General features: G+C 67.5%; 24 protein-coding genes and 1 tRNA gene. 5 read left to right on the top strand and 20 right to left on the bottom strand.

Features of this window, described 5'->3' with window-relative positions; all coding sequences use genetic code 11:
• Positions 1-95: 95 nt before the first annotated feature.
• Positions 96-1,352 carry a signal recognition particle-docking protein FtsY gene (gene ftsY, locus AQ610_RS16215; RefSeq protein ID WP_006024477.1) on the bottom strand — a complete coding sequence of 419 codons (1,257 nt, stop codon included), beginning with the start codon at positions 1,350-1,352 and terminating at the stop codon, positions 96-98.
• A 255-nt stretch (positions 1,353-1,607) separates the two neighbouring features.
• On the opposite strand from ftsY, the gene rsmD reads away from it, so the two are divergent.
• From rsmD to AQ610_RS16200, 3 genes are all read left to right on the top strand, one after another.
• A complete protein-coding gene (gene rsmD, locus AQ610_RS16210) occupies positions 1,608-2,234 on the top strand; it encodes a 16S rRNA (guanine(966)-N(2))-methyltransferase RsmD (RefSeq protein ID WP_006024478.1) in 627 nt (208 codons plus the stop codon).
• A 112-nt stretch (positions 2,235-2,346) separates the two neighbouring features.
• A complete protein-coding gene (gene coaD / locus AQ610_RS16205) occupies positions 2,347-2,847 on the top strand; it encodes a pantetheine-phosphate adenylyltransferase (protein ID WP_010676314.1) in 501 nt (166 codons plus the stop codon).
• A 64-nt stretch (positions 2,848-2,911) separates the two neighbouring features.
• Positions 2,912-3,175, top strand: a complete 264-nt coding sequence (locus AQ610_RS16200; protein WP_010676315.1) for a YfhL family 4Fe-4S dicluster ferredoxin — start codon at positions 2,912-2,914, stop codon at positions 3,173-3,175.
• 133 nt (positions 3,176-3,308) lie between these two features.
• On the opposite strand, the gene hisC is transcribed toward AQ610_RS16200, so the two are convergent.
• From hisC to AQ610_RS16160, 8 genes are all read right to left on the bottom strand, one after another.
• Entirely contained in the window at positions 3,309-4,376 is a 1,068-nt protein-coding gene (hisC, locus tag AQ610_RS16195) for a histidinol-phosphate transaminase (RefSeq protein WP_010676316.1), read from the bottom strand.
• Positions 4,377-4,426: 50 nt separating this feature from the next.
• Positions 4,427-5,032 carry an aminoacyl-tRNA hydrolase gene (gene pth, locus AQ610_RS16190; RefSeq protein ID WP_006024482.1) on the bottom strand — a complete coding sequence of 202 codons (606 nt, stop codon included), beginning with the start codon at positions 5,030-5,032 and terminating at the stop codon, positions 4,427-4,429.
• A gap of 125 nt (positions 5,033-5,157) precedes the next feature.
• Positions 5,158-5,772 (bottom strand): 50S ribosomal protein L25/general stress protein Ctc, encoded by a 615-nt coding sequence (locus tag AQ610_RS16185; protein WP_015600789.1) that lies wholly within the window; start codon positions 5,770-5,772, stop codon positions 5,158-5,160.
• A 163-nt stretch (positions 5,773-5,935) separates the two neighbouring features.
• Positions 5,936-6,892, bottom strand: a complete 957-nt coding sequence (locus tag AQ610_RS16180; protein WP_006024484.1) for a ribose-phosphate pyrophosphokinase — start codon at positions 6,890-6,892, stop codon at positions 5,936-5,938.
• 46 nt (positions 6,893-6,938) lie between these two features.
• A tRNA-Gln gene (locus tag AQ610_RS16175) sits at positions 6,939-7,015 on the bottom strand.
• 53 nt (positions 7,016-7,068) lie between these two features.
• A complete protein-coding gene (ispE, locus tag AQ610_RS16170; RefSeq protein ID WP_006024485.1) occupies positions 7,069-7,950 on the bottom strand; it encodes a 4-(cytidine 5'-diphospho)-2-C-methyl-D-erythritol kinase in 882 nt (293 codons plus the stop codon).
• Positions 7,951-7,983: 33 nt separating this feature from the next.
• On the bottom strand, positions 7,984-8,616 hold the full coding sequence (lolB, locus tag AQ610_RS16165; RefSeq protein ID WP_043281990.1) for a lipoprotein insertase outer membrane protein LolB: 633 nt from the start codon (positions 8,614-8,616) through the stop codon (positions 7,984-7,986).
• A complete protein-coding gene (locus tag AQ610_RS16160; RefSeq protein ID WP_009911184.1) occupies positions 8,613-10,433 on the bottom strand; it encodes a tetratricopeptide repeat protein in 1,821 nt (606 codons plus the stop codon). The genes lolB and AQ610_RS16160 overlap by 4 nt, the downstream gene beginning before the upstream one ends.
• 88 nt (positions 10,434-10,521) lie before the next feature.
• Here AQ610_RS16160 and mutM point away from each other — a divergent pair, with 88 nt between their 5' ends.
• Both mutM and mutY read left to right on the top strand, forming a co-directional pair.
• Positions 10,522-11,352: a bifunctional DNA-formamidopyrimidine glycosylase/DNA-(apurinic or apyrimidinic site) lyase gene (gene mutM, locus AQ610_RS16155; protein ID WP_009911185.1), complete on the top strand. Its 831-nt coding sequence runs from the start codon at positions 10,522-10,524 to the stop codon at positions 11,350-11,352.
• Between the two features lie 4 nt (positions 11,353-11,356).
• Positions 11,357-12,463 (top strand): A/G-specific adenine glycosylase, encoded by a 1,107-nt coding sequence (mutY, locus tag AQ610_RS16150; protein ID WP_006024489.1) that lies wholly within the window; start codon positions 11,357-11,359, stop codon positions 12,461-12,463.
• Between the two features lie 82 nt (positions 12,464-12,545).
• Here mutY and AQ610_RS16145 read toward each other — a convergent pair whose 3' ends face one another.
• The 11 genes from AQ610_RS16145 to kdsD all read right to left on the bottom strand — a co-directional run bounded on the left by AQ610_RS16145 (position 12,546) and on the right by kdsD (position 21,793).
• Positions 12,546-13,178 (bottom strand): LON peptidase substrate-binding domain-containing protein, encoded by a 633-nt coding sequence (locus AQ610_RS16145; protein ID WP_009911186.1) that lies wholly within the window; start codon positions 13,176-13,178, stop codon positions 12,546-12,548.
• A gap of 26 nt (positions 13,179-13,204) precedes the next feature.
• Complete coding sequence (gene rapZ / locus AQ610_RS16140) at positions 13,205-14,098, bottom strand: RNase adapter RapZ (RefSeq protein WP_006024491.1); 894 nt, start codon at positions 14,096-14,098, stop codon at positions 13,205-13,207.
• A 76-nt stretch (positions 14,099-14,174) separates the two neighbouring features.
• Positions 14,175-15,143, bottom strand: coding sequence for an HPr(Ser) kinase/phosphatase (hprK, locus tag AQ610_RS16135; RefSeq protein WP_004195225.1), 969 nt, complete (start codon positions 15,141-15,143; stop codon positions 14,175-14,177).
• Positions 15,144-15,266: 123 nt separating this feature from the next.
• Positions 15,267-15,776 carry a PTS IIA-like nitrogen regulatory protein PtsN gene (gene ptsN, locus AQ610_RS16130; protein ID WP_004534308.1) on the bottom strand — a complete coding sequence of 170 codons (510 nt, stop codon included), beginning with the start codon at positions 15,774-15,776 and terminating at the stop codon, positions 15,267-15,269.
• A gap of 232 nt (positions 15,777-16,008) precedes the next feature.
• Positions 16,009-16,368: a ribosome hibernation-promoting factor, HPF/YfiA family gene (gene hpf, locus AQ610_RS16125; RefSeq protein ID WP_006024493.1), complete on the bottom strand. Its 360-nt coding sequence runs from the start codon at positions 16,366-16,368 to the stop codon at positions 16,009-16,011.
• Positions 16,369-16,517: 149 nt separating this feature from the next.
• Positions 16,518-18,026: an RNA polymerase factor sigma-54 gene (locus AQ610_RS16120; RefSeq protein WP_006024494.1), complete on the bottom strand. Its 1,509-nt coding sequence runs from the start codon at positions 18,024-18,026 to the stop codon at positions 16,518-16,520.
• A 168-nt stretch (positions 18,027-18,194) separates the two neighbouring features.
• Entirely contained in the window at positions 18,195-18,971 is a 777-nt protein-coding gene (gene lptB / locus AQ610_RS16115) for an LPS export ABC transporter ATP-binding protein (protein ID WP_006024495.1), read from the bottom strand.
• Entirely contained in the window at positions 18,968-19,633 is a 666-nt protein-coding gene (gene lptA, locus AQ610_RS16110; RefSeq protein ID WP_006024496.1) for a lipopolysaccharide transport periplasmic protein LptA, read from the bottom strand. The genes lptB and lptA overlap by 4 nt, the downstream gene beginning before the upstream one ends.
• 18 nt (positions 19,634-19,651) lie before the next feature.
• Positions 19,652-20,266: an LPS export ABC transporter periplasmic protein LptC gene (gene lptC, locus AQ610_RS16105; RefSeq protein WP_006024497.1), complete on the bottom strand. Its 615-nt coding sequence runs from the start codon at positions 20,264-20,266 to the stop codon at positions 19,652-19,654.
• A 4-nt stretch (positions 20,267-20,270) separates the two neighbouring features.
• Complete coding sequence (locus AQ610_RS16100; protein ID WP_009911188.1) at positions 20,271-20,810, bottom strand: KdsC family phosphatase; 540 nt, start codon at positions 20,808-20,810, stop codon at positions 20,271-20,273.
• Positions 20,810-21,793, bottom strand: coding sequence for an arabinose 5-phosphate isomerase KdsD (kdsD, locus tag AQ610_RS16095; RefSeq protein WP_006024499.1), 984 nt, complete (start codon positions 21,791-21,793; stop codon positions 20,810-20,812). The genes AQ610_RS16100 and kdsD overlap by 1 nt, the downstream gene beginning before the upstream one ends.
• Between the last annotated feature and the right edge of the window lie 39 nt (positions 21,794-21,832).

Genomic DNA, 21,832 nt, shown 5'->3' with positions numbered 1-21,832 from the left:
CGCCGGGCATCGGGCCCGACGTTGACGTGCGGTTCGGCAAGGCGCCCCTTTTCACGGCGGCGGCTGCGTCCCGCCAGAGGGATCGGCTGCCCGGCTTATCCGAGCAACGCGTCCGCGAATTCCTCCGCGCTGAACGGTTGCAGATCCTCGACCTTCTCGCCGACGCCGATGAAGTACACGGGAATCGGCCGCTGACGCGCGATCGCGGCGAGGATGCCTCCCTTCGCGGTGCCGTCGAGCTTCGTGACGATGAGGCCCGTGAGGCCGAGCGTGTCGTCGAACGCCTTCACCTGCGCGAGCGCGTTCTGGCCGGTGTTCGCGTCGATGACGAGCAGCACCTCGTGCGGCGCGCCGTCGTGCGCCTTGCCGATCACGCGCTTCACCTTCCGGAGCTCTTCCATCAGATGCAACTGCGTCGGCAGGCGGCCCGCGGTGTCGGCCATCATCACGTCGATGTTGCGCGCGCGCGCGGCGCTGACCGCATCGAAGATCACCGCGGCCGGATCGCCGCTTTCCTGCTGGACGACGGTCACGTTGTTGCGCTCGCCCCAGATCGCGAGCTGCTCGCGCGCGGCCGCGCGGAACGTGTCGCCCGCGGCGAGCAGCACCGACTGATTGAAGCTCTGCAGATGCTTCGCGAGCTTGCCGATGCTCGTCGTCTTGCCCGCGCCATTCACGCCCGCGATCATCATCACGAGCGGCTGCGCGCGGCCGAGCACGAGCGACTTCTCGAGCGGCGTCAGCAGATCGACGAGCAGGCCGCGCAGCGCGTCCTTCACCTGTTGCGGATCGGTGAGGCGGCCCGTGCGCACCTTCTCGCGCAGCGCGCCGAGCAGATGCTCGGTCGCGTCGATGCCGGCGTCGGACATCAGTAGCGCCGTCTCGAGTTCCTCGTAGAGTGCGTCGTCGATCTTCGTGTTGACGAACACGTTCGTGATGCTCGAGCTCGTCTTCGCGAGGCCGGACTTCAGCCGTGCAATCCACGATTTCTTCGCGGCCGGCTCGGGCGCGGGCGGCGGCACGATCTCGACCGTCTCGACGACGCCGTTGCGGCCGTTCGACGACGGCGTGACCGTCATCACGACGGACGGCGCGGGCTTGGCGCTCGCGCGAGCCGCTGCTGCTGCTGCTGTGGAGGGCTGCGGCTGCCCAACCGGCGATTCCGGCGCCGCGGCGGCGGGGGAGGCGGGCGGCGTTTCGGCGCGCGCGACCGGCGCGGTGGGCGCGTCGACTCGCGTGGCCTCGGGCGCGGCCGGCGCGCGGGCGTCGTCCTGCGGCGCGTCGGGCGCTGGCTGCGGCTCGGCCGGTGCGGCATCGGGCGCTTTCTTGAATCGTTTGAAGAAGCTGAACATGGTTTCGCTTGCGGAAGAGGCGGGGCGCGGCACCGGGTGCGCCGGCCGGCCGGGCTCCGTGCAAAAGAGCCCGGCGGCGCGCATGCGGCGGGTTCGCGCGCTGCAAACCCGGCATTTTATCAGGCGCTTGCGCTTCGCCGTGCGGCGGCGGCATGGCGGGCGCGCCGCTTGTGGTAACGTGCGCGTCATCGCGGCGCATCGCGCCGTTTCAGCCGGTTCATTCCGTTTCCAACGCTTCCGTATCGAATCTTCCGCATGTCCCGTTCCTCTCCGGCGCGGCCGCAGGCGCAGCGAGCCCTAGCGGCCGGCCGCGGCAAGCCGCACACGATCCGCATCATCGGCGGCGACTGGAAGCGCACGCCGCTTCCGGTGCTCGACTTGAACGGCCTGCGTCCGACGCCCGACCGCGTGCGCGAGACGATCTTCAACTGGCTCGGCCAGAATCTCGAAGGGCGGCGCTGCCTCGACCTGTTCGCGGGCAGCGGCGCGCTCGGCTTCGAGGCGGCGTCGCGCGGCGCGGCGAGCGTCGTGATGGTGGAGCGCCATCCGCGCGCCGCGCAGCAACTGCGCGCGCTGAAGGACAAGCTCGCCGCGCGCGCGGTCGAGGTCGCGGAGGCCGACGCGCTGCGCATCGCGGCGGGCCTCGCGCCGCGCTCGTTCGACGTCGTGTTCGTCGATCCGCCGTTCGGCGACGCGGCCGCGTTCGCGCGCGCGCTCGAACTCGTGCCGGAGCTCGTCGCGCCGGGCGGCTTTCTGTACGTCGAGACGGGCGCGCTGCTCGATCCGTCAGCGCATGCGTCACTCGCCGGCTGGCAGGTGACGCGGCGCGGCAAGGCGGGCGCCGTCCACTATCATTTGCTGCAACGCGAAAATGATGAATAATGCGCGTTCCAAACGAGGCGCCGCGTGCAGTCGCGACGTGCGTCCATGTCGGCGACCGCGCATGACGCGCATGGCCGTGTGACCCCAATTGCTCGATGACAGGAGGCGCGACATGGTAGTCGCCGTGTACCCAGGGACGTTCGATCCGCTGACGCGAGGCCACGAGGATCTCGTGCGGCGCGCGTCGAGCATTTTTGATACGCTGGTTGTCGGCGTCGCCGACAGCCGTGCGAAGAAGCCGTTCTTCTCGCTCGAGGAACGTCTGGAGATCGCGAACGAGGTGCTGGGCCATTACCCGAACGTGAAGGTGATGGGCTTTACCGGCCTCTTGAAGGATTTCGTGCGCGCGAACAACGCGCGCGTGATCGTGCGCGGCCTGCGCGCGGTGTCGGACTTCGAGTACGAGTTCCAGATGGCGGGGATGAACCGCTACCTGCTGCCCGACGTCGAGACGATGTTCATGACGCCGTCGGACCAATACCAGTTCATCTCGGGCACGATCGTGCGCGAGATCGCGCAGTTGGGCGGCGACGTCAGCAAGTTCGTGTTCCCGTCGGTCGAGAAATGGCTGACTGAGAAGGTGGCCGCGATGGCCCAGGGGCCGTCCGCGTGAGCGCTCGCGCGCGCGGCAGGCGGCCCGGAGCGGCCGGCCGCGCGCCGGCGGAAGTGAGACCAGTATGGCTTTGATGATTACCGACGAGTGCATCAATTGCGACGTGTGCGAGCCCGAGTGCCCGAACGGCGCGATTTCGATGGGCCCGGAAATCTACGTGATCGATCCGGACAAGTGCACCGAGTGCGTCGGTCATTTCGACGGACCGCAGTGCCAGCAGGTGTGCCCGGTCGAATGCATCCCGCGGGACCCGGATCGTCCCGAGACGAAGGATCAGTTGATGGCGAAGTATCGCGCGCTGATCGCGGCGGAGAAGAACGGCGCGTGACGCGCCGCGCGGCGGCCGGCGCGACGGCTGGGTCGTCGCCCTCCGCCCGTGCGCGATGACGGCGGCCGATGCGCCGCCCGCCGTATTTTTCCCGCATCGCTTTGGCTTGCGCGTCGACCGCGCGAGCCGCCCGTTACGCGAGCAATTCGCGCAGCGCGGCGACGAGCGCGTCGCATTCGGCGTCGGTGCCGACCGTGATGCGCAAATGCTGGTCGATCCGCGGCAGCTTGAAGTGCCGCACGAAAATCTCCCGCTGCTTCAGTTGCGTGGCAAGTGTCGCCGCATCGTGGCGAGGATGGCGCGCGAACACGAAATTCGCCGCCGACGGCACGATGTCGAAGCCGAGTGCGGCGAGTGCGGCGACGAGCCGCTCCCGGCTCGCGATCACCTGCTTGCGCGTCGCCTCGAACCACGCGGCGTCCTCGTACGACGCCTGCGTCGCGACCTGCGCGAGACGGTCGAGCGGGTACGAGTTGAAGCTGTCCTTCACGCGCGTGAGCGCGTCGATCAGCGCGGCGTCGCCGAACGCGAAGCCGACGCGCATGCCGGCGAGCGAGCGCGCCTTCGACGCGGTATGCACGACGAGCAGGTTCGGGTAGCGCGAGATCAGCGACACGGCCGATTCCGCGCCGAAGTCGACATACGCCTCGTCGATCACGACGACCGAGCCCGGATTCGCGGCGACGATCCGCTCGATGTCGGCAAGCGGCAGCGCGCGGCCCGTCGGCGCGTTCGGATTCGGGAACAGCACGCAGCCGGCGTCGTCGAGATAGTCGTCGACGACGATCGAGAAATCCTCGGCGAGCGGCACCGTCTGGTATTCGACGCGATAGAGCCGCGCATAGGTCGGATAGAAGCTGTACGTGATGTCCGGGAAGCGCAGCGGCCTGTCGTGCCGCAAGAGCGCTTGGAACACGTGCGCCAGCACTTCGTCGGAGCCGTTGCCGGCGAACACCTGCTCGGGCGCGATCCCGTGGTGGGCGGCAACCGCTTCGCGCAGCTTGCGCGCGACGGGGTCGGGATAGCGGCGCAGCGCCTCGCCCGTGTCGCCGAGCTCGCGCCGGATCGCGTCGACCGCGCGCGGCGACGGCGGATACGGATTCTCGTTCGTGTTCAGCTTGACGGGATGCGCGAGCGCCGGCTGCTCGCCCGGCACGTACGGCTCGAGTTGATGGACGATGTCGCTCCAGTAACGGCTCACCACGTGGCTCCTGATGCGATAAAACGACGAGCTTAACCGATGCGCGCGGCTCACGCGCCGTTGCGATGCAACTGCATCATCGCGCGCTCGGTCTCGCCCTTGACGATGGTCGGCATCACGGCGAGCGCGCGCTCGATCGCGGCGTCGATCACGTCCTGCTCTTCCTTGCGCGGCGGCTTCAGCACGAAGTTCGCGACATCGGGCTTCGCGCCCGCGCGCACGCTTTCGGGAATCAGGTCGCGCGGATGGCCGATGCCGATCCGCAGCCGCCAGTATTGTTGCGAAGACAGGTGCGCGGAGATGTCCTTCAGGCCGTTGTGGCCGCCGCTGCCGCCGCCGAGCTTCAGCTTGACCGTGCCGGGAGGCAAGTCCAGCTCGTCGTGCGCGACGAGGATTTCGTTCGGCAGGAGCTTGAAGAAATGCGCGAGCGCGACGACCGATTGGCCGGAACGGTTCATGTACGTCTGCGGCTCGAGCAGATGCACTTCGTCGCCGAAGAGGCGCGCCTTCGCGTACAAGCCGTGGAAGCGCCGCTCGTCGCGCAGCGTCGTGCCGGCTTCGCGCGCGAGCTGGTCGACGAGCCAGAAGCCCACGTTGTGGCGCGTCGCCGTGTATTCCGCCCCGGGATTGCCGAGGCCGACGATCAGTTTGATCATGATGAATGCTTGCCCGTCAGGGCTCGCCCTCGCGGGCTGCAAAATGAAAAAACCCGCCGGGCAAGCCGCGGCGGGTCTCGTCGACCGTCGTGCGAAACGGTTCGAAAGGCGGGTCCGAAGGGCGCTCAGGCAGCCGGCGTTTCGCCTTCGCCCGCAGCCGCTTCTTCCGACACGGCGCCAGCCGGGATCGTCGCCAAGGCGACCACGGGGTTTTCCGCGTCGACGTGCGGGGTCAGCGCGACGCCGTTCGGCAGCGCGATGTCCTTCACGTGCAGCGATTGGCCCGCTTCGATCTTCGACAGATCGACTTCGAGGAATTCCGGCAGGTCGGCCGGCAGGCACTCGATTTCGATTTCCGTCACGACGTGCGATACGACCGCGCTCGACAGCTTCACGGCCGGGCTCGTTTCCGCGTTCAGGAAGTGCAGCGGCACCTTCGTGTGCAGCTTCTTCTTCGGATCGATGCGCTGGAAGTCCACGTGCAGCACGAGCTGACGGAACGGATGGTATTGCACGTCACGCAGCAGGACGCGTTGCGACTTGCCGGCCACCTCGAGATCGAGGATCGACGAGTGGAAGGCTTCCTTCTTCAGCGCGTGCCACAGGGCGTTGTGATCGAGCTCGATCATTTGCGGGGCTGCTTCACCGCCGTACACGATACCCGTGGTCTTACCGGCGTTGCGCAGGCGGCGGCTCGCACCCGTACCTTGCTGTTGGCGCTCGAAAGCGACGACTTTCATGTGTTTCTCCATGTGCTGCCCGCGACCAGGCAGTAAAACGGGACCCTGCGACAGCATGAGGCCCCCGATCGATGGCCGGGGGTTCGTCGGTCCCGGCCGATTGTGCAAAAAGCGAAGCTCGTCGCTTCGCTTTTTGCGCTAAACCATTTTGCGGCGGATCGCTCTACGATTCCGCGAACAGCGACATCACCGAATCGCCGCGGCGGATCCGCGAAAACGTCTCGGCGAGGAGGCCCGCGCTCGACAGCGCGCGGACCTTCGAGCACGCGAGCGATTCGGCGGACAGCGGAATCGTATCGGTGACGACGAGCTCGTCGAGCGCCGAAGCGGCGATCCGGTCTGCCGCGCCGCCCGACAGCACCGGGTGCGTCGCATACGCGAACACCTGCTTCGCGCCGCGCTCCTTCAGCACTTGCGCGGCCTTGCAGAGCGTGCCCGCCGTGTCGACCATGTCGTCCATGATCACGCAGGTGCGGCCTTCGACTTCACCGATGATGTTCATCACTTCGGCGACGTTCGCCTTCGGACGACGCTTGTCGATGATCGCCAGGTCGCAGTTCAGTTGCTTCGCGAGCGCGCGGGCGCGCACGACGCCGCCGACGTCCGGCGACACGACGAGCAGATCCGGGTAGTTCTGCTTGCGCAGGTCGCCCAGGAGGATCGGCGTCGCATAGATGTTGTCGACGGGGATGTCGAAGAAGCCTTGAATCTGGTCGGCGTGCAGATCCATCGTGATGATCCGCTCGACGCCGGCGATTTCCAGCATGTTCGCGACGATCTTCGCGGAGATCGCGACGCGCGCCGAGCGCGGGCGGCGATCCTGGCGCGCGTAGCCGAAGTAGGGGATGGCGGCGGTGATCCGGCCGGCGGATGCGCGCTTGAGCGCATCGACCATGATCATCAGTTCCATCAGGTTGTCGTTCGTCGGCGCACACGTCGATTGCAGGACGAAGACGTCCTTGCCGCGCACGTTTTCCTGGATTTCGACCTGAATCTCGCCGTCGGAGAAACGGCTGACCATCGCTTTGCCGAGGGGAATACCAAGAATTTTGACGACTTCCTGAGCAAGCGCGGGATTGGCGTTGCCAGTAAAAACCATCAGGCCGTCATGGCTGCTCATCGTGCACCTGCTTCAGGCTTAGGCGGGAAATGCGGGAAAGAAATTTTGGCAGGGGAGGAAGGACTCGAACCCTCGCATGCCGGAATCAAAATCCGGTGCCTTGACCAACTTGGCGACTCCCCTACACTAAACTTTTGGCTCCATCGGAAGTGTAGGCCATCCGATGGAGCGAAACTTTATGACGCGAAAGCGAAGAATGGATGTTCACCCAAGCTCTCGGCAACTGCGCTATTCCAGCCGGCCGGCAGTTTGGCTTGCGCCGCTTCTGCTTCAGCCTTGCTCTTGAACGCCGCAAACACACTTGCTCCAGAGCCGGTCATCCGCGCGGGGGTCAGATTATAAAACCACTCGACCACCTTTGCAACTTCCGCGTACTTGCTTGTCACAACCTGCTGCATGTCATTCCGGCCGAAGCTGTCTGGCCATCCTGCAGTGCAGTTTCGCTGTGCAAGAAAGTCCGTAATTGTGATGGGTTTCGAATTTCTTGTCAACGATTTTTCGGAAAAAATCGCTGCTGTCGGAACGTGAACCCGTGGCGTCACAACCAGGAACCAGCGAGCCGGTAATTCTACAGCTTGTAGCGTTTCCCCGATACCCTCTGCGAATGCATTTTTTCCGAAGACGAAGAACGGCACGTCGGCGCCGAGCTTCACTGCGAGCGATTGCAGCGTTGCGCGCGGCAAGTCGAGCTTCCAGAGGCGGTTGAGCGCAAGCAAGGTCGTCGCCGCGTCCGAGCTGCCGCCGCCGAGGCCCGCGCCCATCGGCAGCCGCTTGTCGATCTCGATGTCGACGCCCGCCGCCACGCCCGCGTGCGCTTTCAGCAGCGACGCCGCGCGCACGACGAGATCGGTTTCCTCGGGCACGCCCGGCACGTCGGTCTTGCGCGACACCTTGCCGTCGTCGCGCAGCGTGAAATGCAGCGTGTCGCCCCAGTCGAGTAGCTGGAACACGCTTTGCAGCTCGTGGTAACCGTCCGGGCGGCGGCCCGTGATGTGCAGGAACAGGTTCAGTTTCGCCGGGGCGAGGCAGTCGCGCAGCGAGCGGGTCGTATCGGTCATGCTAAGGCAGCTTGGTCGGGCAAAAGCGCGTGTTCAGCGGTCGAGCACGAGCTTGATGTCGAGGGGCGGCGTCTGCCGCACCAGATTGATGCGTTTCACGCCGGCGGCCGGCGCGTCGGCGTATGCGAGGTAATCGATGGTCCAGCCGTCCTGGCGGATCTCCTTGATTCGCGTGCCGTCCTGCGGATCGCGCACCGTCGTCGCGGGCGTTGCGGGCGACGGCGTCGGCAGCAGCCAGTAGCGCAGGCCGTCGAGCGGCAGCGCGAAGCCGAGCGCGCGCTGCATCAGCTCGCCGACGTCGGGCGCGAATTGCGGTTGACGATTCGGCAATTCGAGCGACGCGCCGTCCGGCGCGGACTTCACGATCGCGAGCGTCTGGCCGAGCGGGCTGCGCAGTTCGAGCGACACGTTCGTGCCTTGCTGCTGCCAGTCGAAATTGCCGTAGACGTTGCGCGGATTGCCGAGCTGATCGTGGTACTGGACCGCGAAGCGGCCCGTGTACGCGCGATTCTGCTCGGTCTGCAGCGCGTTCGGCGCGGTGACGGGCGCGCGCTGCGGCTGCGTCGCGCAGCCGGCGAGCGCGACGGCGGCCGCGGCCGCCGCGGCGAGGGTGAAGCCGCGCGCGCTGCGCGCATGCGGCCGGGCAAAACGCGGCATCGTCATCAAAGTCCGTTTACCTCAAGGCGCTTGAGCGTCTGCACGAGCGTATCGTTGTCGGGCTCGAGCTTCTGCGCGGCGCGCCACGCGGCGCGCGCTTCGTCGCGCGAGCCGCTCTTCCACAGCACTTCGCCGAGATGCGCGCCGATTTCAGCGTTCGGCTGCAGGTCGTAAGCGCGTTTGAGGATCGTCGTCGCGCCCGCCGTGTCGCCGAGGCGGTACTTGACCCAGCCGAGGCTGTCCATGATGAACGCGTCGTTCGGCGCGAGCGAGCTCGCCTTCTCGATCAGCTTGCTCGCTTCCTGCAGGCGCAGGTTGCGGTCGGCGAGCGAATAGCCGAGCGCGTTGTATGCCTGCGGATTGTCCGGCTGCGCGCGCATCAGCAGGCGCAACTGCTGTTCCATCATCGTGTACTGGCCGATCTTCTCGCACGCCATCGCGTAGTCGTAGCGCAGATCGGGATCGTCCGGGAAATCCTCGACCGCCTGCGCGAGCCGGTCCGCGGCCTCCTTGTAGCGTCTCGACGTGAAGAGGATCGACGCATCGGTGCGCGCGATCACCGCGGCGTCGCGCGGATCGGACGCCTGCAGGTTCGCGAGCAGCTTGCGCGCTTCGTCGGTCTTGCCCTGCTTCTGCAACAGTTGCGCGCGCGTGACCTGCGCGGGCACGTATTGCTGGCTTGATTCGTCGACCTTGTCGAGCCATTGCGCGGCGAGCGCCTCGTTGTTCTGGTCGAGCGCGATCTGCGCGAGATACACGTACGCCTGCCCGACGTCCGCCCCCGGCTTCTTCTGCGCGACCTTCACGTATTGCTTCAGGTACGCGGTCGCGTCGTCGAGGTGCTTCTGCTGGATCTTGATGAGCGCGATCGCCATCAGCGGCGTCGGGTCGCTCGAATCGTTGCGGCGCATCGCGTCGAACTGTTTCTGCGCGTCGTCGAGGCGATCGTCGGCGAGATACAACTGCGCGAGCGCGAGGCGGCCGTCGCGCGACTTCGGATTCTGCTGAACGAACTTCTCGAACGATGCAACCCCGGCCGCGCGCTCGTCCGGCCCCATCTGCGACAGCATCAGCGCCGCCGGCAGATAATCGGGCTTGATGCGCAGCGCTTCCTTCAGCGATTGCGTCGCGCCGTCCTTGTCGTCGGTCGCGAGCTGCTGGCGCGCGATCGCGAACCGCGCCTCCGGCCGGTTCATGTCGTTCTTCAGCAGATCCTGAAGCACCGTCAGGCCGCCGACGCGGTTCGGTCCGCGCGCGAGCAGCGCCTGCAGCGCGATGATCGCCTGGCCGCGGCTGTCGCCCGTCGCGCGCGCGAGTTCCTGCGCGAGCATTGGCTGCGCCTCGGCCGGCTTGCCGCCGAGCACGAGGAGCGCGGCGTCGACCTGCGCGGCGCGCTGCGAGCCCGGCGAATACTCGCGCCACAGATTCGCGGCCGTCAGCGCGTCCGCCGGGCTCTGCGCGGCGAGCGCGATCTCGGTCGCCCGCTGGGCCATGCGCGGATCGCGCGTGTCGCGCGAGAGCGCGAGGTAGGTCTGGTACGCGGGCGCGGGAAGATTGCGTTGCAGCGCGACCTCGGCCGCGAGCACCTGGTAGACGATCTGGCTCGTCAGCGCGATGTTCGGCAGATCCTTCTGCTCTTCCGGCAGCGTCGACGCGAATGCGCCCGGAGGGGCTTCGTCGCCTGCGTCGTCTTGCGCGTGAGCGGGGAATGCGGCGAGCGCCCACGCCGCGACGAGCGCAGCGCCGATCGCGCGGCGCACCGGAACGGCGCGCGGGCCGCGCGCAGCGGCAAGGCGCTTCTGGGACAGCTTCGAGGGCAAGGTCATGGAAATCCGTTCAATGTTTCAGCCGATTGTAACGCGCTCGCTACAATACGCGCACCATCGCCATCAGCCAGATAGAGACCCGTAAAACATGCCAGAGTTGCCGGAAGTCGAGGTTACGCGCCGAGGCATCGAGCCGTTCGTCGCCGGGCGGCGCGTGCAGCGCGTCGACGTGCGCACCGCCATGCTGCGCTGGCCCGTGCCCGCCGGCTTCGCCGAGCTGCTCAGGTTGCGCGAGGTGCTGCGCGTCGAGCGGCGCGGCAAGTACCTGCTGTTCGAAGTCGACGCCGGATGGTTCATCGTCCATCTCGGCATGACGGGCACGCTGCGCGTGCTGCCGAACGACGCGCCGCCGCCCGCGCCGGCGAAGCACGATCACGTCGACTGGATCTTCGACGAGTTCGTGCTGCGCTTTCGCGATCCGCGCCGCTTCGGCGCGGTGCTCTGGCATCCGCGCGACGCGGGCGACGTGCACGCGCATCCGCTCCTCGCGAGCCTCGGCGTCGAGCCGTTCTCGGCCGCGTTCTCGGGCGCGCTCCTCTTCAAGCGCACGCGCGGGCGCACGGTGTCCGTCAAGCAGGCGCTGCTCGCGGGCGACATCGTCGTCGGCGTCGGCAACATCTATGCGTCCGAAAGCCTCTTTCGCGCCGGCATCCGGCCGACCACGGCGGCGGGGCGCGTATCGCTGCCGCGCTACGAGCGGCTCGCCGACGCGGTGCGCGCGACGCTCGCCGCCGCGATCGAGCGCGGCGGCAGCACGCTGCGCGACTTCGTCGGCAGCAACGGCGAGAGCGGCTATTTCCAGCTCGACTGCTTCGTCTACGATCGCGCGGGCGAGCCGTGCCGCGTCTGCGGCGCGGCGATCCGCCAGATCGTCCAGGGGCAGCGATCCACCTATTTCTGTCCGAATTGTCAGCGTTAAGAACTTGAAACCGCCCCGCATTCCTCCCGCGCCGCCCATCATCACGCCGCTTCACGCGGCCTTCGCGCCGACGCTGATCGCCTGGCAGCGCAAGCACGGCCGCCACGGCCTGCCGTGGCAGAACACCCGCGATCCGTACCGGATCTGGCTGTCGGAGATCATGTTGCAGCAGACGCAGGTGTCGACCGTCGTGCCGTACTACGTGCGCTTTCTCGAGCGTTATCCGGACGTCGCCGCGCTCGCGGCCGCGCCGATCGACGACGTGATGGCGCTTTGGGCCGGGCTCGGCTACTACTCGCGCGCGCGCAATCTGCACCGCTGCGCGCAGGCGGTCGTCGAGCTGCACGGCGGCGCGTTCCCGGGCTCGCCCGAAGCGCTCGCCGAGCTGCCGGGCATCGGCCGCTCGACGGCCGCGGCGATCGCGTCGTTCGCGTTCGGCGCGCGCGCGACGATCCTCGACGGCAACGTGAAGCGGGTGCTCGCGCGCGTGTTCGGCGTCGAAGGCTTTCCGGGCGACAAGCGCGTCGAGAACGAGATGTGGGCGCTCGCCGAGGCGCTCTTGCCGGATGTGGCCGAACAGGCCGACGTCACGGCGTACACGCAGGGCCTGATGGATCTCGGCGCAACGCTTTGCGTGCGCGGCAAGCCCGATTGCGCGCGCTGCCCGTTCGCGGGCGATTGCGTTGCCGATCGCAGCGGCCGGCAGCGCGAGCTGCCCGCCGCGCGCCCGAAGAAGGCGGTGCCGACGCGCCGCACGTGGATGCTCGTGCTGCGCGACGGCGACGCGGTGCTGTTGCAGCGGCGCCCGCCCGCGGGCATCTGGGGCGGCTTATGGAGCCTGCCCGAAGCGGACGGCGACGCGGCGCTCGCGCGGCGCGCGCGCGAATTCGGCGGCGCGGCGCTCGTGCCGCTCGCGCCGTTCACGCATACGTTCACGCATTTCAAGCTCGAGATCGAGCCGCGGCTCGCCGAGCTCGACGGCGCAGCGGGCGGCGCGTTGCAAGCGGCCGACGACGAGACCGCATGGGTCGCGCTCCACAAGCTCGACGCGTACGGCGTGCCCGCGCCCGTGCGCAAATTGCTCGACGGGTTGAGCGGGTCGTTGCTGTAGGCGCTGCAACTGCGGCAGGCGGGGTGGCCGCGCGGGGGCCGAAGTGGAAGCGAATGGCGCCGCCGTTTCCGGCGCGGCGCGCCTACAACCACCCGTGACGATTCAACTCCCGATGAACCGCATCGATGCGCGCGCCGACATCGGGGAATTCCATCAGCTTCTGCCGCGCGCGCAGATCGAGCGGCAGCACTTCGGCGAGCCGGTTCGACACCCACGTAGGGTCGTCGAACCGAAACGGCTCCGCGAACGGCAGCTCGGCTTCGGATTTGCGCAGCACTTCGACGATCCGGTCGAGCGCCTCCGCGCACGCGCCGAACTGCGCGAGCGCGTCGTCGCCTTCGAGCGGGATGTCGTCCTGCATCGGCTCCGCGATGCCGACGAGCAGGCCGTTCGCCTCGACCCGGTGCGACAGCAGCTCGAAGCGCTGCGTGCCGATCGTGCGCAGCAACAGCATGCCGAATTCGCCGGTATCGCATTCGATGATCCGCGCCATGCAGCCGATCGTTTCGGGCACCGATACTTCGCCTTCCTGAGCGACTTCCGGGCCGCTCTTCAGCAGGCACACGCCGAACGGCGCGTCGTCGCGCAGGCATGCGCGCGCCATGTCCAGATAACGCGCCTCGAAGACTTTCAGTGGCAGCAGCCCGCCCGGGAACAACACCGTATGCAGCGGGAAGAGCGGCAAATCGATGAGCGTGGTCGACAGAGAGGACATGGCGGGCCCGGGAAAAGTGAGCGGCGCTAGGTCACGAGCCGCGACGACGCGTCCACGGCGACGGGCGCGTCACGATGCCGCACGATCACGTTGGCCTGCCGCGACAGACGCGCGGCGAGCGTCTCCGCGAGAAACACCGACCGATGCTGGCCGCCCGTGCAGCCGATCGCGACCGTCAGGTAGCTGCGGTTGTCCTCGCGGAAATGCGGCAGCCACTTGACGAGAAACGACTCGATGTCGTCGAGCATCTGATGGACGACGGGCAGCGCGTCGAGAAACGCGACGACCGGCTGGTCGACCCCGGTGAGCGGGCGCAGCTCGTGGTCGTAATACGGGTTCGGCAGCGCGCGCACGTCGAACATGAAATCGGCGTCGAGCGGCACGCCGCGCTTGAAGCCGAACGATTCGAACATCAGCACGAGATCGTCGTTCTTCTGCTCGATGAAGCGCTTGACCCACGTGCGCAGCACGTTCGCGCGCAGATTGCTCGTGTCGATCTGATGGCCGAATTCGGCGAGCGGCGCGACGAGGTCGCGCTCGCGCTCGATCGCCTCTTCGAGCGACACGAGAAGGCCGACGTCCGCGTCGTGCGACGGCGAGCCCGACAGCGGATGGCGGCGGCGCGTCTCGGAGAAGCGCTGGATCAGCGCCTGCGTGCTCGCGTTCAGGAACAGCACGCGCACGTCGTGCTCGCGCGACAGCGCGCGGATGAGGCCCGGCATTTCGTCGAGCGACGCGCTCGAGCGCGCGTCGATCGCGACGGCGAGCCGGTTCTGGCCTTCGTTCGCGAGGTAGCGGGCGAGCTCGGGCAGCACGTGCGGCGGCAGGTTGTCGACGCAATAGTAGCCCGCGTCCTCGAGCGCGTTCAGCGCGACGGACTTGCCTGAGCCGGAGATGCCGGTGATGAGGACAATGCGCATGGAAAGAGGAAATCCTGTCGTTTCATCATAGCACCGGCTCGTTGCGCGAGCGTGGCGGGCGCGAGGCCGGCGCGGGTTACACGAGCTTGCCGGGGAACTGGCTGTCCGGGTCCTGCATCGCGAGGCGCTGGCGATCCATGAAATCGCGCAGCGTGTCGATGCCGCGCAGTTGCAGGATCGTGTTGCGCACCGCCGCCTCGACGAGCACCGCGAGGTTGCGGCCCGCCGCGACCTGGATCGTCACCTTGCTGATCGGCAGGCCGAGCACGTCGACGGTCTGGCTTTCGAGCGGCAGCCGCTGGAACTCGCCGTCGGGCCGGCGCACGAGCTGGACGATCAGCTTGAGCTTCATCTTCCGGCGCACCGCGGTTTCGCCGAAGATCGTCTTGATGTCGAGAAGGCCCAGGCCGCGCACTTCGAGCAGGTTCTGCAACAGCGGCGGGCAGCGCCCTTCGACGAAATCGGGGCCAAGTCGAACGAAGTCGACCGCGTCGTCGGCGACGAGCCCGTGGCCGCGGCTGATCAGCTCGAGGCCGAGCTCGCTCTTGCCGAGGCCCGAATCGCCCGTCAGCAGCACGCCCATCCCGAGGATGTCGAGGAACACGCCGTGCAGCGTCGCGCGCGGCGCGAGGATGCGCGACATGTACAGGCGCAGGCTGTCGATCACCGCGGCGGCCGACATCGGCGTCGTGAAGAGCGGCGTCGACGAGCGAGTGCAGCGCAGGACGAGCTCGGGCGGCGCGGCGGCGCCGCCCGCGACGACGAGAAACGGCGGCTCGAGCGCGATCAGCTCGGCCATGTGGCGCGAGCGGTCTTCGTCGGTCTGGCGCTGGTAGTAGTCGATCTCGGCCTCGCCGAGCACCTGGATCCGGTTCGGGTGGATCAGGTTCAGGTGGCCGACGAGATCGGCGCTCGACGTCGCGTTCGCCACCGTGTCGGCGGAAAAGCCGCGTTCCCAGCCTTCATGCCCCGTCAGCCAACTGAGCTTCAGCATGGCTGCGTTGTCGTCGAAGATGCTCTGGGCGTTGATGCTGGACGTATCCATGAGTCCGTCACTCCAAGGAGCCGGCGCCCTGGCGCTGCAACGACGGTTGCGGCGCCGGTCCGGCGGCGGGCGGCTCGGCGGCGCGGGCCGCGACGCAATGGGGAACGAACCGCCCCGATCAGCCTAAGGTTGCCACTGAGTCAGGAGTCGATGCAACTCGTCGCGGTCCGGTTCGGTATGCAGACGCTCGCGCGTGTCGCGGTCGGACAGCAACTGGGCGATTTCGGAAAGGATTTCGAGGTGCGCCTGCGTCGCCTGCTCGGGCACGAGCAGGAAGATCAGCAGCGACACGGGCTGGCCGTCCGGCGCTTCGAACGGGATCGGCTCGGCGAGCCGCACGAAAGCGGCGAGCGGGTGCTTGAGCCCCTTGATCCGGCCATGCGGAATGGCGACGCCCTCGCCGAGGCCCGTCGAACCGAGACGCTCGCGCGCGAACAGATTGTCGGTGACGGTGCTGCGGGCGATGCCGTTCTGATTCTCGAAGATCAGGCCGGCTTGTTCGAAGACGCGTTTCTTGCTGGTGACGGAGAGATCGATGACGACGTTCTCCAGAGGCAGGATTTTGGCTAGGCGATTCATGTTGGCAGGCGTAGGGGCGGCCTGGGGTCTCCTCGCGGCGGACTGATTTTCCATGTCGGTCAAAAAGGACGGCGTTAGGCGACGGAGACCTGTGAAGCGCGGCGAACCGGCTCATCGCCCCCGATAATAACCGAGACATTATAGAGCACTGCAGACGGCGCCGCGCACCGCGCAAAACGTCGGGAATCGCTCGGGGCGCGGCGCATCCGCGTCGCGCCGCAGCGGTTTGCACAATAAAAAACCGCCCGTCGAGGCGGGCGGTTCGGCTGGCGCTGTCGCGCCGCGATCATTGCGGCGGCAGCTCGATCTGTTCGGCAGCCTGCTGGTGCTTGATCGGCTCGTGCGTGTGCGTCTGCAGACGCTCCATGTGCTTGACGACCTGGCGGTCGAGCTTGTCGATCAGCAGATCGATCGCCGCGTACAAATCGCCGTTCGCACTTTCGACGAAGATATCCTTGCCCTTCAGATGCAGCGTGATTTCCGCCTTTTGCCGCTTGTCCTTCTCTTTGTGGTTGTCGACCGTGAGGATCACTGCGCCATCGATGACCTGATCGCTATGGCGTAGCACCCTGTCGAGCTTGGTGATCACGTATTCGCGGATAGCAGGCGTGACTTCGAGATGGTGTCCACTGATCTTCAGGTTCATAGTGCTTCTCCAAGCTAATGACCACCTTCCGCATAGAGGCGGCATGCCTGCCGATTCTGTTGCCGACGCTCGTGGTGAGCAAGCATCGGTCGGCCGGCTTTGCCGTCGACGATGCGGCGGCCGGAAAACGCCCGCCGTGTGGCGACGGGCTACAGAGACTTGCGCAGATTCACCGCCGGGATCTTGAGGGCTTCGCGATATTTGGCAACCGTGCGGCGCGCGACCACGAACCCTTGTTCCGCTAGCAGCTCGGCTATGCGACTGTCCGAAAGAGGGGATTTGGGGTCTTCGGCTCCTATCAGTTGTTTGATGAGGGCGCGGATCGCTGTCGACGACGCGGCGCCTCCGGTGTCTGTCGATACGTGCGATCCGAAGAAGTACTTAAATTCAAGCGTGCCGAACGGGGTCAGCATGTACTTGCCGGTTGTCACACGGGAGACAGTCGATTCGTGTAGGCCCAGCGTATCAGCTATTTCCCGCAAAACCAAGGGGCGCATCGCGATTTCGCCGTGCGCAAAGAAATTCTTCTGACGTTCGACAATCGCCTGCGCGACGCGCAGGATCGTCTCGAATCGCTGCTGAATATTCTTGATCAGCCAGCGCGCTTCCTGAAGCTGCTGCTTCAGCGATCCCGTGCTCGGATCGCCCCGGCTGTTGCGCAGGATGTTCGCGTAAAGATGGTTGATCCGCAGCTTCGGCACCACTTCCGGATTGAGTTCCGCCTGCCAGTTCTGGCCGGTCTTCTTCACGATGATGTCGGGCACCACGTAATCGGCTTCGGCCTTGCCGTATGCCGCGCCGGGGAACGGCTCGAGCGAGCGGATCAGCGCGTGCGCGTCGCGCAGCTCGTCGTCGGTCGCCTTCAGTTGCTTGCGCAGGCGCGTGAAATCGCGCGCGGCGAGCAGCTCGAGATGCTGCGACACGATATCGAGGGCGAGCGTGCGCGTCGGGGACGGATCCAGGCGCAGCAGTTGCAGCTTCAGGCATTCGGATGCGGAGCGCGCGCCGACGCCCGCGGGATCGAAGCTGTGCACGAGCGCGAGCGCCGCATTCAGTTCGTCGACGTCGACTTCGAGCTCCTCGGGCAGATCGGCGAGCACTTCCTCGAGCGACGCGGTCAGATAGCCGTCGTCGTCGAGCGATTCGATCAGGAACGTGACGAGCGCGCGATCGCGCGGGCTCGCCTGCGTGACGCGCAACTGCGCCATCAGATGATCGCGCAGCGACGTCGACGTTTCGTGGATCTGCATCGGCGGCAGATCGTCGTCGTCGGACGCGGCGGGCGAGCGGCCGAAATCGTCGAGGTTCCACTGGTTCGCGTCGCCGCTGTCGGCCGAATAGCTGTCGTATTCGTCGACGCCGGCGGCTTCGTCGCGCTCGGTGCGCTCATTCGTCGCAGTCGTGCCGTTCGACGCGCCCGCCATCGGCTCGGGCGCGGACGGCGCGGGCGTCTGCGCGATCACCGAGCCGTCGGCCGCGACGCGCAACGGGCTCGCGATCCAGTCGTCGTCGCTTTCGAGCAGCGGGTTCTGCGCGATCGCCGTCGCGACTTCCTGCTGCAGTTCGAGCGTCGACAACTGCAGCAGCCGGATCGACTGCTGAAGCTGGGGCGTGAGCGCGAGATGCTGCGACAGGCGAAGTTGGAGACTGGCTTTCATGGCAAAAAGGGAGTCGTACCGGAAGTTTGCCACGAGGGCGGCGCGTTGAGGCATTCGGGATGACGCTCGGCGCGCGGGGCGAGCGCGCGCGGCGCGAGCCGGGCGTGCGGTGAGGCGGCGCGGATCGCGCCGGGGAGCGGGCGGCCGCGGGATCGTGTCCCGCGCCGCCTACATGCGGAAGTGCTCGCCGAGGTAGACGCGCCGCACGCTTTCGTTTTCGATGATTTCCTTCGGCGCGCCGGACGCGAGCACCGAGCCGTCGCTGATGATGTACGCGTGATCGCAGATGCCGAGCGTCTCGCGCACGTTGTGATCGGTGATCAGCACGCCGATGTTGCGCTGCTTCAGGAACTTCACGATCTTCTGGATTTCGAGCACCGCGATCGGGTCGACGCCCGCGAACGGCTCGTCGAGCAGGATGAAGCTCGGGTTGCTCGCGAGCGCGCGCGCGATCTCGACGCGGCGGCGCTCGCCGCCCGACAGCGACAGCGCCGGATTCTCGCGCAGGTGCGCGATCTGCAGCTCTTCGAGGAGCGCTTCCGTGCGCGCGCCGATCTCGTCCTTCGACAGCCGCTTGCCGTTGTCGTCGTGCTGCAGCTCGAGCACCGCGCGCACGTTCTGCTCGACGGTCAGCTTGCGGAACACCGACGCTTCCTGCGGCAGGTACGACAGGCCGAGCGACGCGCGCTTGTGGATCGGCATCAGGCTGATCGGGCTGCCGTTCAGCGAGATGTCGCCCGCGTCGAGCGGCACGAGGCCGACGATCATGTAGAACGACGTCGTCTTGCCGGCGCCGTTCGGACCGAGCAGGCCGACCACTTCGCCGCTCTTCACGTCGAGCGACACGTCCTTGACGACGGTGCGCGAGCCGTAGCGTTTCTTCAGGTTGCGCACGACGAGCGAGCTCGACGTGCCGGCCGGTTGGCGATTGGGGAGGGCGTTCACGGGTTCGGCGCTCCCTGGACGTCGTTCGACGGCGCGAGCCGCGCGGGGCCGCCTGACAGCGGCGCGGGGCCGCCGTTCTTCGGCGTCAGCATCGCGCGCACGCGGCCGCCCGGGTTGCCCGGACCGGCGACGTCCTTGCCGCCGCGCGCCGTGTAGAAGTCGCGCTGGCCGTCGTACGTGATCACGCTGCCGTGGACCGTGTCGGCGACGGTCGACTGGCCCTGCAGGCGGCGCACGGTCGCGTTCGTCGTGAGCGTGGTCAGATCCTGCTTGCCGTCGTAGTCGATGCGCTCGGCGTCGCCGTCGATGTACTCGTCGAGGCCCTCGCGCTTCTGGCGGAACGACGCGTGTTTCTTGCCGGAGGCCGTCGCCGTTGCGTACTGGTAACCCTGCGGGTCCTGGCGCACCTCGACGCGATCGCCCTTGATCAGGATCGTGCCCTTCGTGATGACGACGTTGCCGGTGGCGACCGTGACCTGCTTCAGGTCGTCATAGGTGAGGTTGTCCGCTTCGACGTTGATCGGCTTGTCGCGGTCGGCCTTCTCGGCGTGGGCTGCGGGCGCGACGCCCGCGAGCGGCGCCGCGACGAGCGCCGCCGCGACCAACGCGCGCGCGGCGCGGCGTGCGCCGCTCGGAAATAAACAAGGGAACGATTCGTTCATGCAGTCCCGCGTGGTGAGTTACTTGGGTTGGCCAGCAGCGCCGCCGGACGTGTCGGAAGCGGCGATCGTGCCGCGCACGTTGCCGTAAAGTTCGATGACCCGGGTGACGTTGTTGTACTTCATCCCGGCGGCGGCGTTCGCGATCGACAGGCCGCGCTGAAGTTTAACCGGCTTTTCGGTCTCGATCACATCGTCGTTGACCAACACCCGGAAATGCTGGGAATCCGCCTGCATCGGCGGGTCGCCCGCGCCCGCCGCGCGCAGGATTCGCGCATCGTCATACAAATCGACGATCGACACGTCGCCGTTGACGGCGCCGCGCTTCGCGGTGGCGGTCACGGTCGGCTTGCCGGGCTGGAACGCGCGCAGCGCCGGCTGCGCGAGCTCGCTCGTCTCGTCGTCTTCGTAATGGACGAGGCCCGCCGCCGTCAGCCGGTACTGGGTCGAGCCCGTCTGGTCGAGCTCGGTGACGGAGAAATTGTTCGCGAAATAGTCGGGCGTGTGCGACTTCGGCCGCACGAGCGCCTCGCCGGGCGGCGGCAGCGTGGCCTGCAGCAGCCAGTACGTGCCGCCCGCGAGCGCCGCCATCGCGACGAGCGGGATCAGCGAGGTCAGCCGGAATTTGCCGTCCATCCGCTCAGGCTCCGCAGGCGGCGGCGAGCAGCGCGTCGTAGCGGCGCTGCGCGCGCAGGATCGCGTCGCACGCTTCGCGCACCGCGCCGTGGCCGCCGCGGGCCTCGGCGACCCAGTGCGCGCGCGCGATCACGTCCGGATGCGCGTTCGCCGGCGCGGCCGCGAAGCCGCAACGCAGCATCACCGCGAGGTCGGGCCAGTCGTCGCCCATGTAGCCGCACTCGGCGGGCTCGAGGCCGAGCGTGCGCAGCAGCTCGCCGAACACGGCGAGCTTGTTCTCGACGCCCTGATGCAGGTGCGCGATGCGCATTTCCCGCGCGCGCGCGGCGACGGCTTCCGAGCGGCGGCCGGTGATGATCGCGGTCGCGATGCCCGCTTCGCCGAGGAGCTTCACGCCGTGGCCGTCGAGCGTGTTGAACGACTTCGTCGTGTCGCCCGCTGCGGTGAAATGGAGGCCGCCGTCGGTCAGCACGCCGTCGACGTCGAAAATCATCAGCTTCACGCGGCTCGCGCGTTCGGCCGCCGTGGCAGGGGGCGCGGACATCAAATCACCTTCTTCGAGAACAGATCGTGCATGTTGAGCGCGCCGATCAGCGCGCCGTGCTCGTCGACGACGAGCATCTGGTTGATCCGGTGGCGCTCCATCAGTTCCACCGCCTCGACGGCGAGGTGATCCGGCGCGATCGTGCGCGGATCGTGCGTCATCACGTCGATGATCGGCAGCCGGCGGAAATCGCCGTCGCGCTCGAGCACGCGGCGCAGGTCGCCGTCGGTGAAGATGCCGGCCACGCGGCCCGCGTCGTCGACGACGGCCGTCATGCCCATGCGCTTCGCGGTGATCTGGAAGAGGGCGTCGGAGAGCGTCGCGCCAAGCGGCACGGCGGGCACTTCGTCGCCCGTGCGCATCACGTCGCGCACGTACGTGAGCAGGCGCCGGCCGAGCGCGCCGCCGGGGTGCGAGCGCGCGAAATCGTCGGAGCCGAAGCCGCGCGCGTCGAGCACCGCGACGGCGAGCGCGTCGCCGAGCGCGAGCGCGGCCGTCGTGCTGGCCGTCGGCGCGAGGTTCAGCGGGCAGGCTTCCTTCGCGACGCCCGCGTTCAGATGGACGTCCGAGAGCGTCGCGAGGCTCGATGCCGGGCGGCCCGTCATTGCGATCAGCTTCGCGCCGAGCCGCTTGATGAGCGGCAGGATCGCGACGAGCTCCTCCGATTCGCCGGAGTTCGAGATCGCGATGAACACGTCGTCCTTCGTGACCATGCCGAGGTCGCCGTGGCTGGCTTCGGCCGGATGGACGAAAAACGCGGGGGTGCCGGTGCTCGCGAGCGTCGCTGCGATCTTGCGGGCGATGTGCCCCGATTTGCCGATGCCGGACACGACGACGCGTCCGCGGCAATTCAGAAGCAGCCCGACCGCGGCGACGAATTCGCCGTCGAGCTGGCCGGCGAGCGCGCGCACGGCGTTCGCCTCGATGTCGAGCACGTCGCGGGCGAGCGCGAGCGCCCGATCATCATTGATTTTCGCTATCATGCGCGGAGTATAGCAAAGGCGTTTGTTCGCCGCGCCGGG

It is taken from the genome of Burkholderia humptydooensis, assembly GCF_001513745.1.
In the GTDB taxonomy this organism is placed as follows: Bacteria; Pseudomonadota; Gammaproteobacteria; order Burkholderiales; family Burkholderiaceae; genus Burkholderia; species Burkholderia humptydooensis.
The sequence above is the reverse complement of the archived record's forward strand: the minus strand, read 5'-3'. Positions and strand labels throughout refer to the sequence as shown.

Coding starts and splice junctions, on each gene's coding strand:
- ftsY (WP_006024477.1), bottom strand. CDS start 1,352: ATGTTCAGCTTCTTCAAACGATTCAAGAAAGCGCCCGATGCCGCACCG.
- rsmD (WP_006024478.1), top strand. CDS start 1,608: ATGTCCCGTTCCTCTCCGGCGCGGCCGCAGGCGCAGCGAGCCCTAGCG.
- coaD (WP_010676314.1), top strand. CDS start 2,347: ATGGTAGTCGCCGTGTACCCAGGGACGTTCGATCCGCTGACGCGAGGC.
- AQ610_RS16200 (WP_010676315.1), top strand. CDS start 2,912: ATGGCTTTGATGATTACCGACGAGTGCATCAATTGCGACGTGTGCGAG.
- pth (WP_006024482.1), bottom strand. CDS start 5,032: ATGATCAAACTGATCGTCGGCCTCGGCAATCCCGGGGCGGAATACACG.
- AQ610_RS16185 (WP_015600789.1), bottom strand. CDS start 5,772: ATGAAAGTCGTCGCTTTCGAGCGCCAACAGCAAGGTACGGGTGCGAGC.
- AQ610_RS16180 (WP_006024484.1), bottom strand. CDS start 6,892: ATGAGCAGCCATGACGGCCTGATGGTTTTTACTGGCAACGCCAATCCC.
- ispE (WP_006024485.1), bottom strand. CDS start 7,950: ATGACCGATACGACCCGCTCGCTGCGCGACTGCCTCGCCCCGGCGAAA.
- AQ610_RS16160 (WP_009911184.1), bottom strand. CDS start 10,433: ATGACCTTGCCCTCGAAGCTGTCCCAGAAGCGCCTTGCCGCTGCGCGC.
- mutM (WP_009911185.1), top strand. CDS start 10,522: ATGCCAGAGTTGCCGGAAGTCGAGGTTACGCGCCGAGGCATCGAGCCG.
- AQ610_RS16145 (WP_009911186.1), bottom strand. CDS start 13,178: ATGTCCTCTCTGTCGACCACGCTCATCGATTTGCCGCTCTTCCCGCTG.
- rapZ (WP_006024491.1), bottom strand. CDS start 14,098: ATGCGCATTGTCCTCATCACCGGCATCTCCGGCTCAGGCAAGTCCGTC.
- hprK (WP_004195225.1), bottom strand. CDS start 15,143: ATGGATACGTCCAGCATCAACGCCCAGAGCATCTTCGACGACAACGCA.
- ptsN (WP_004534308.1), bottom strand. CDS start 15,776: ATGGAAAATCAGTCCGCCGCGAGGAGACCCCAGGCCGCCCCTACGCCT.
- hpf (WP_006024493.1), bottom strand. CDS start 16,368: ATGAACCTGAAGATCAGTGGACACCATCTCGAAGTCACGCCTGCTATC.
- AQ610_RS16120 (WP_006024494.1), bottom strand. CDS start 18,026: ATGAAAGCCAGTCTCCAACTTCGCCTGTCGCAGCATCTCGCGCTCACG.
- lptA (WP_006024496.1), bottom strand. CDS start 19,633: ATGAACGAATCGTTCCCTTGTTTATTTCCGAGCGGCGCACGCCGCGCC.
- lptC (WP_006024497.1), bottom strand. CDS start 20,266: ATGGACGGCAAATTCCGGCTGACCTCGCTGATCCCGCTCGTCGCGATG.
- AQ610_RS16100 (WP_009911188.1), bottom strand. CDS start 20,810: ATGTCCGCGCCCCCTGCCACGGCGGCCGAACGCGCGAGCCGCGTGAAG.
- kdsD (WP_006024499.1), bottom strand. CDS start 21,793: ATGATAGCGAAAATCAATGATGATCGGGCGCTCGCGCTCGCCCGCGAC.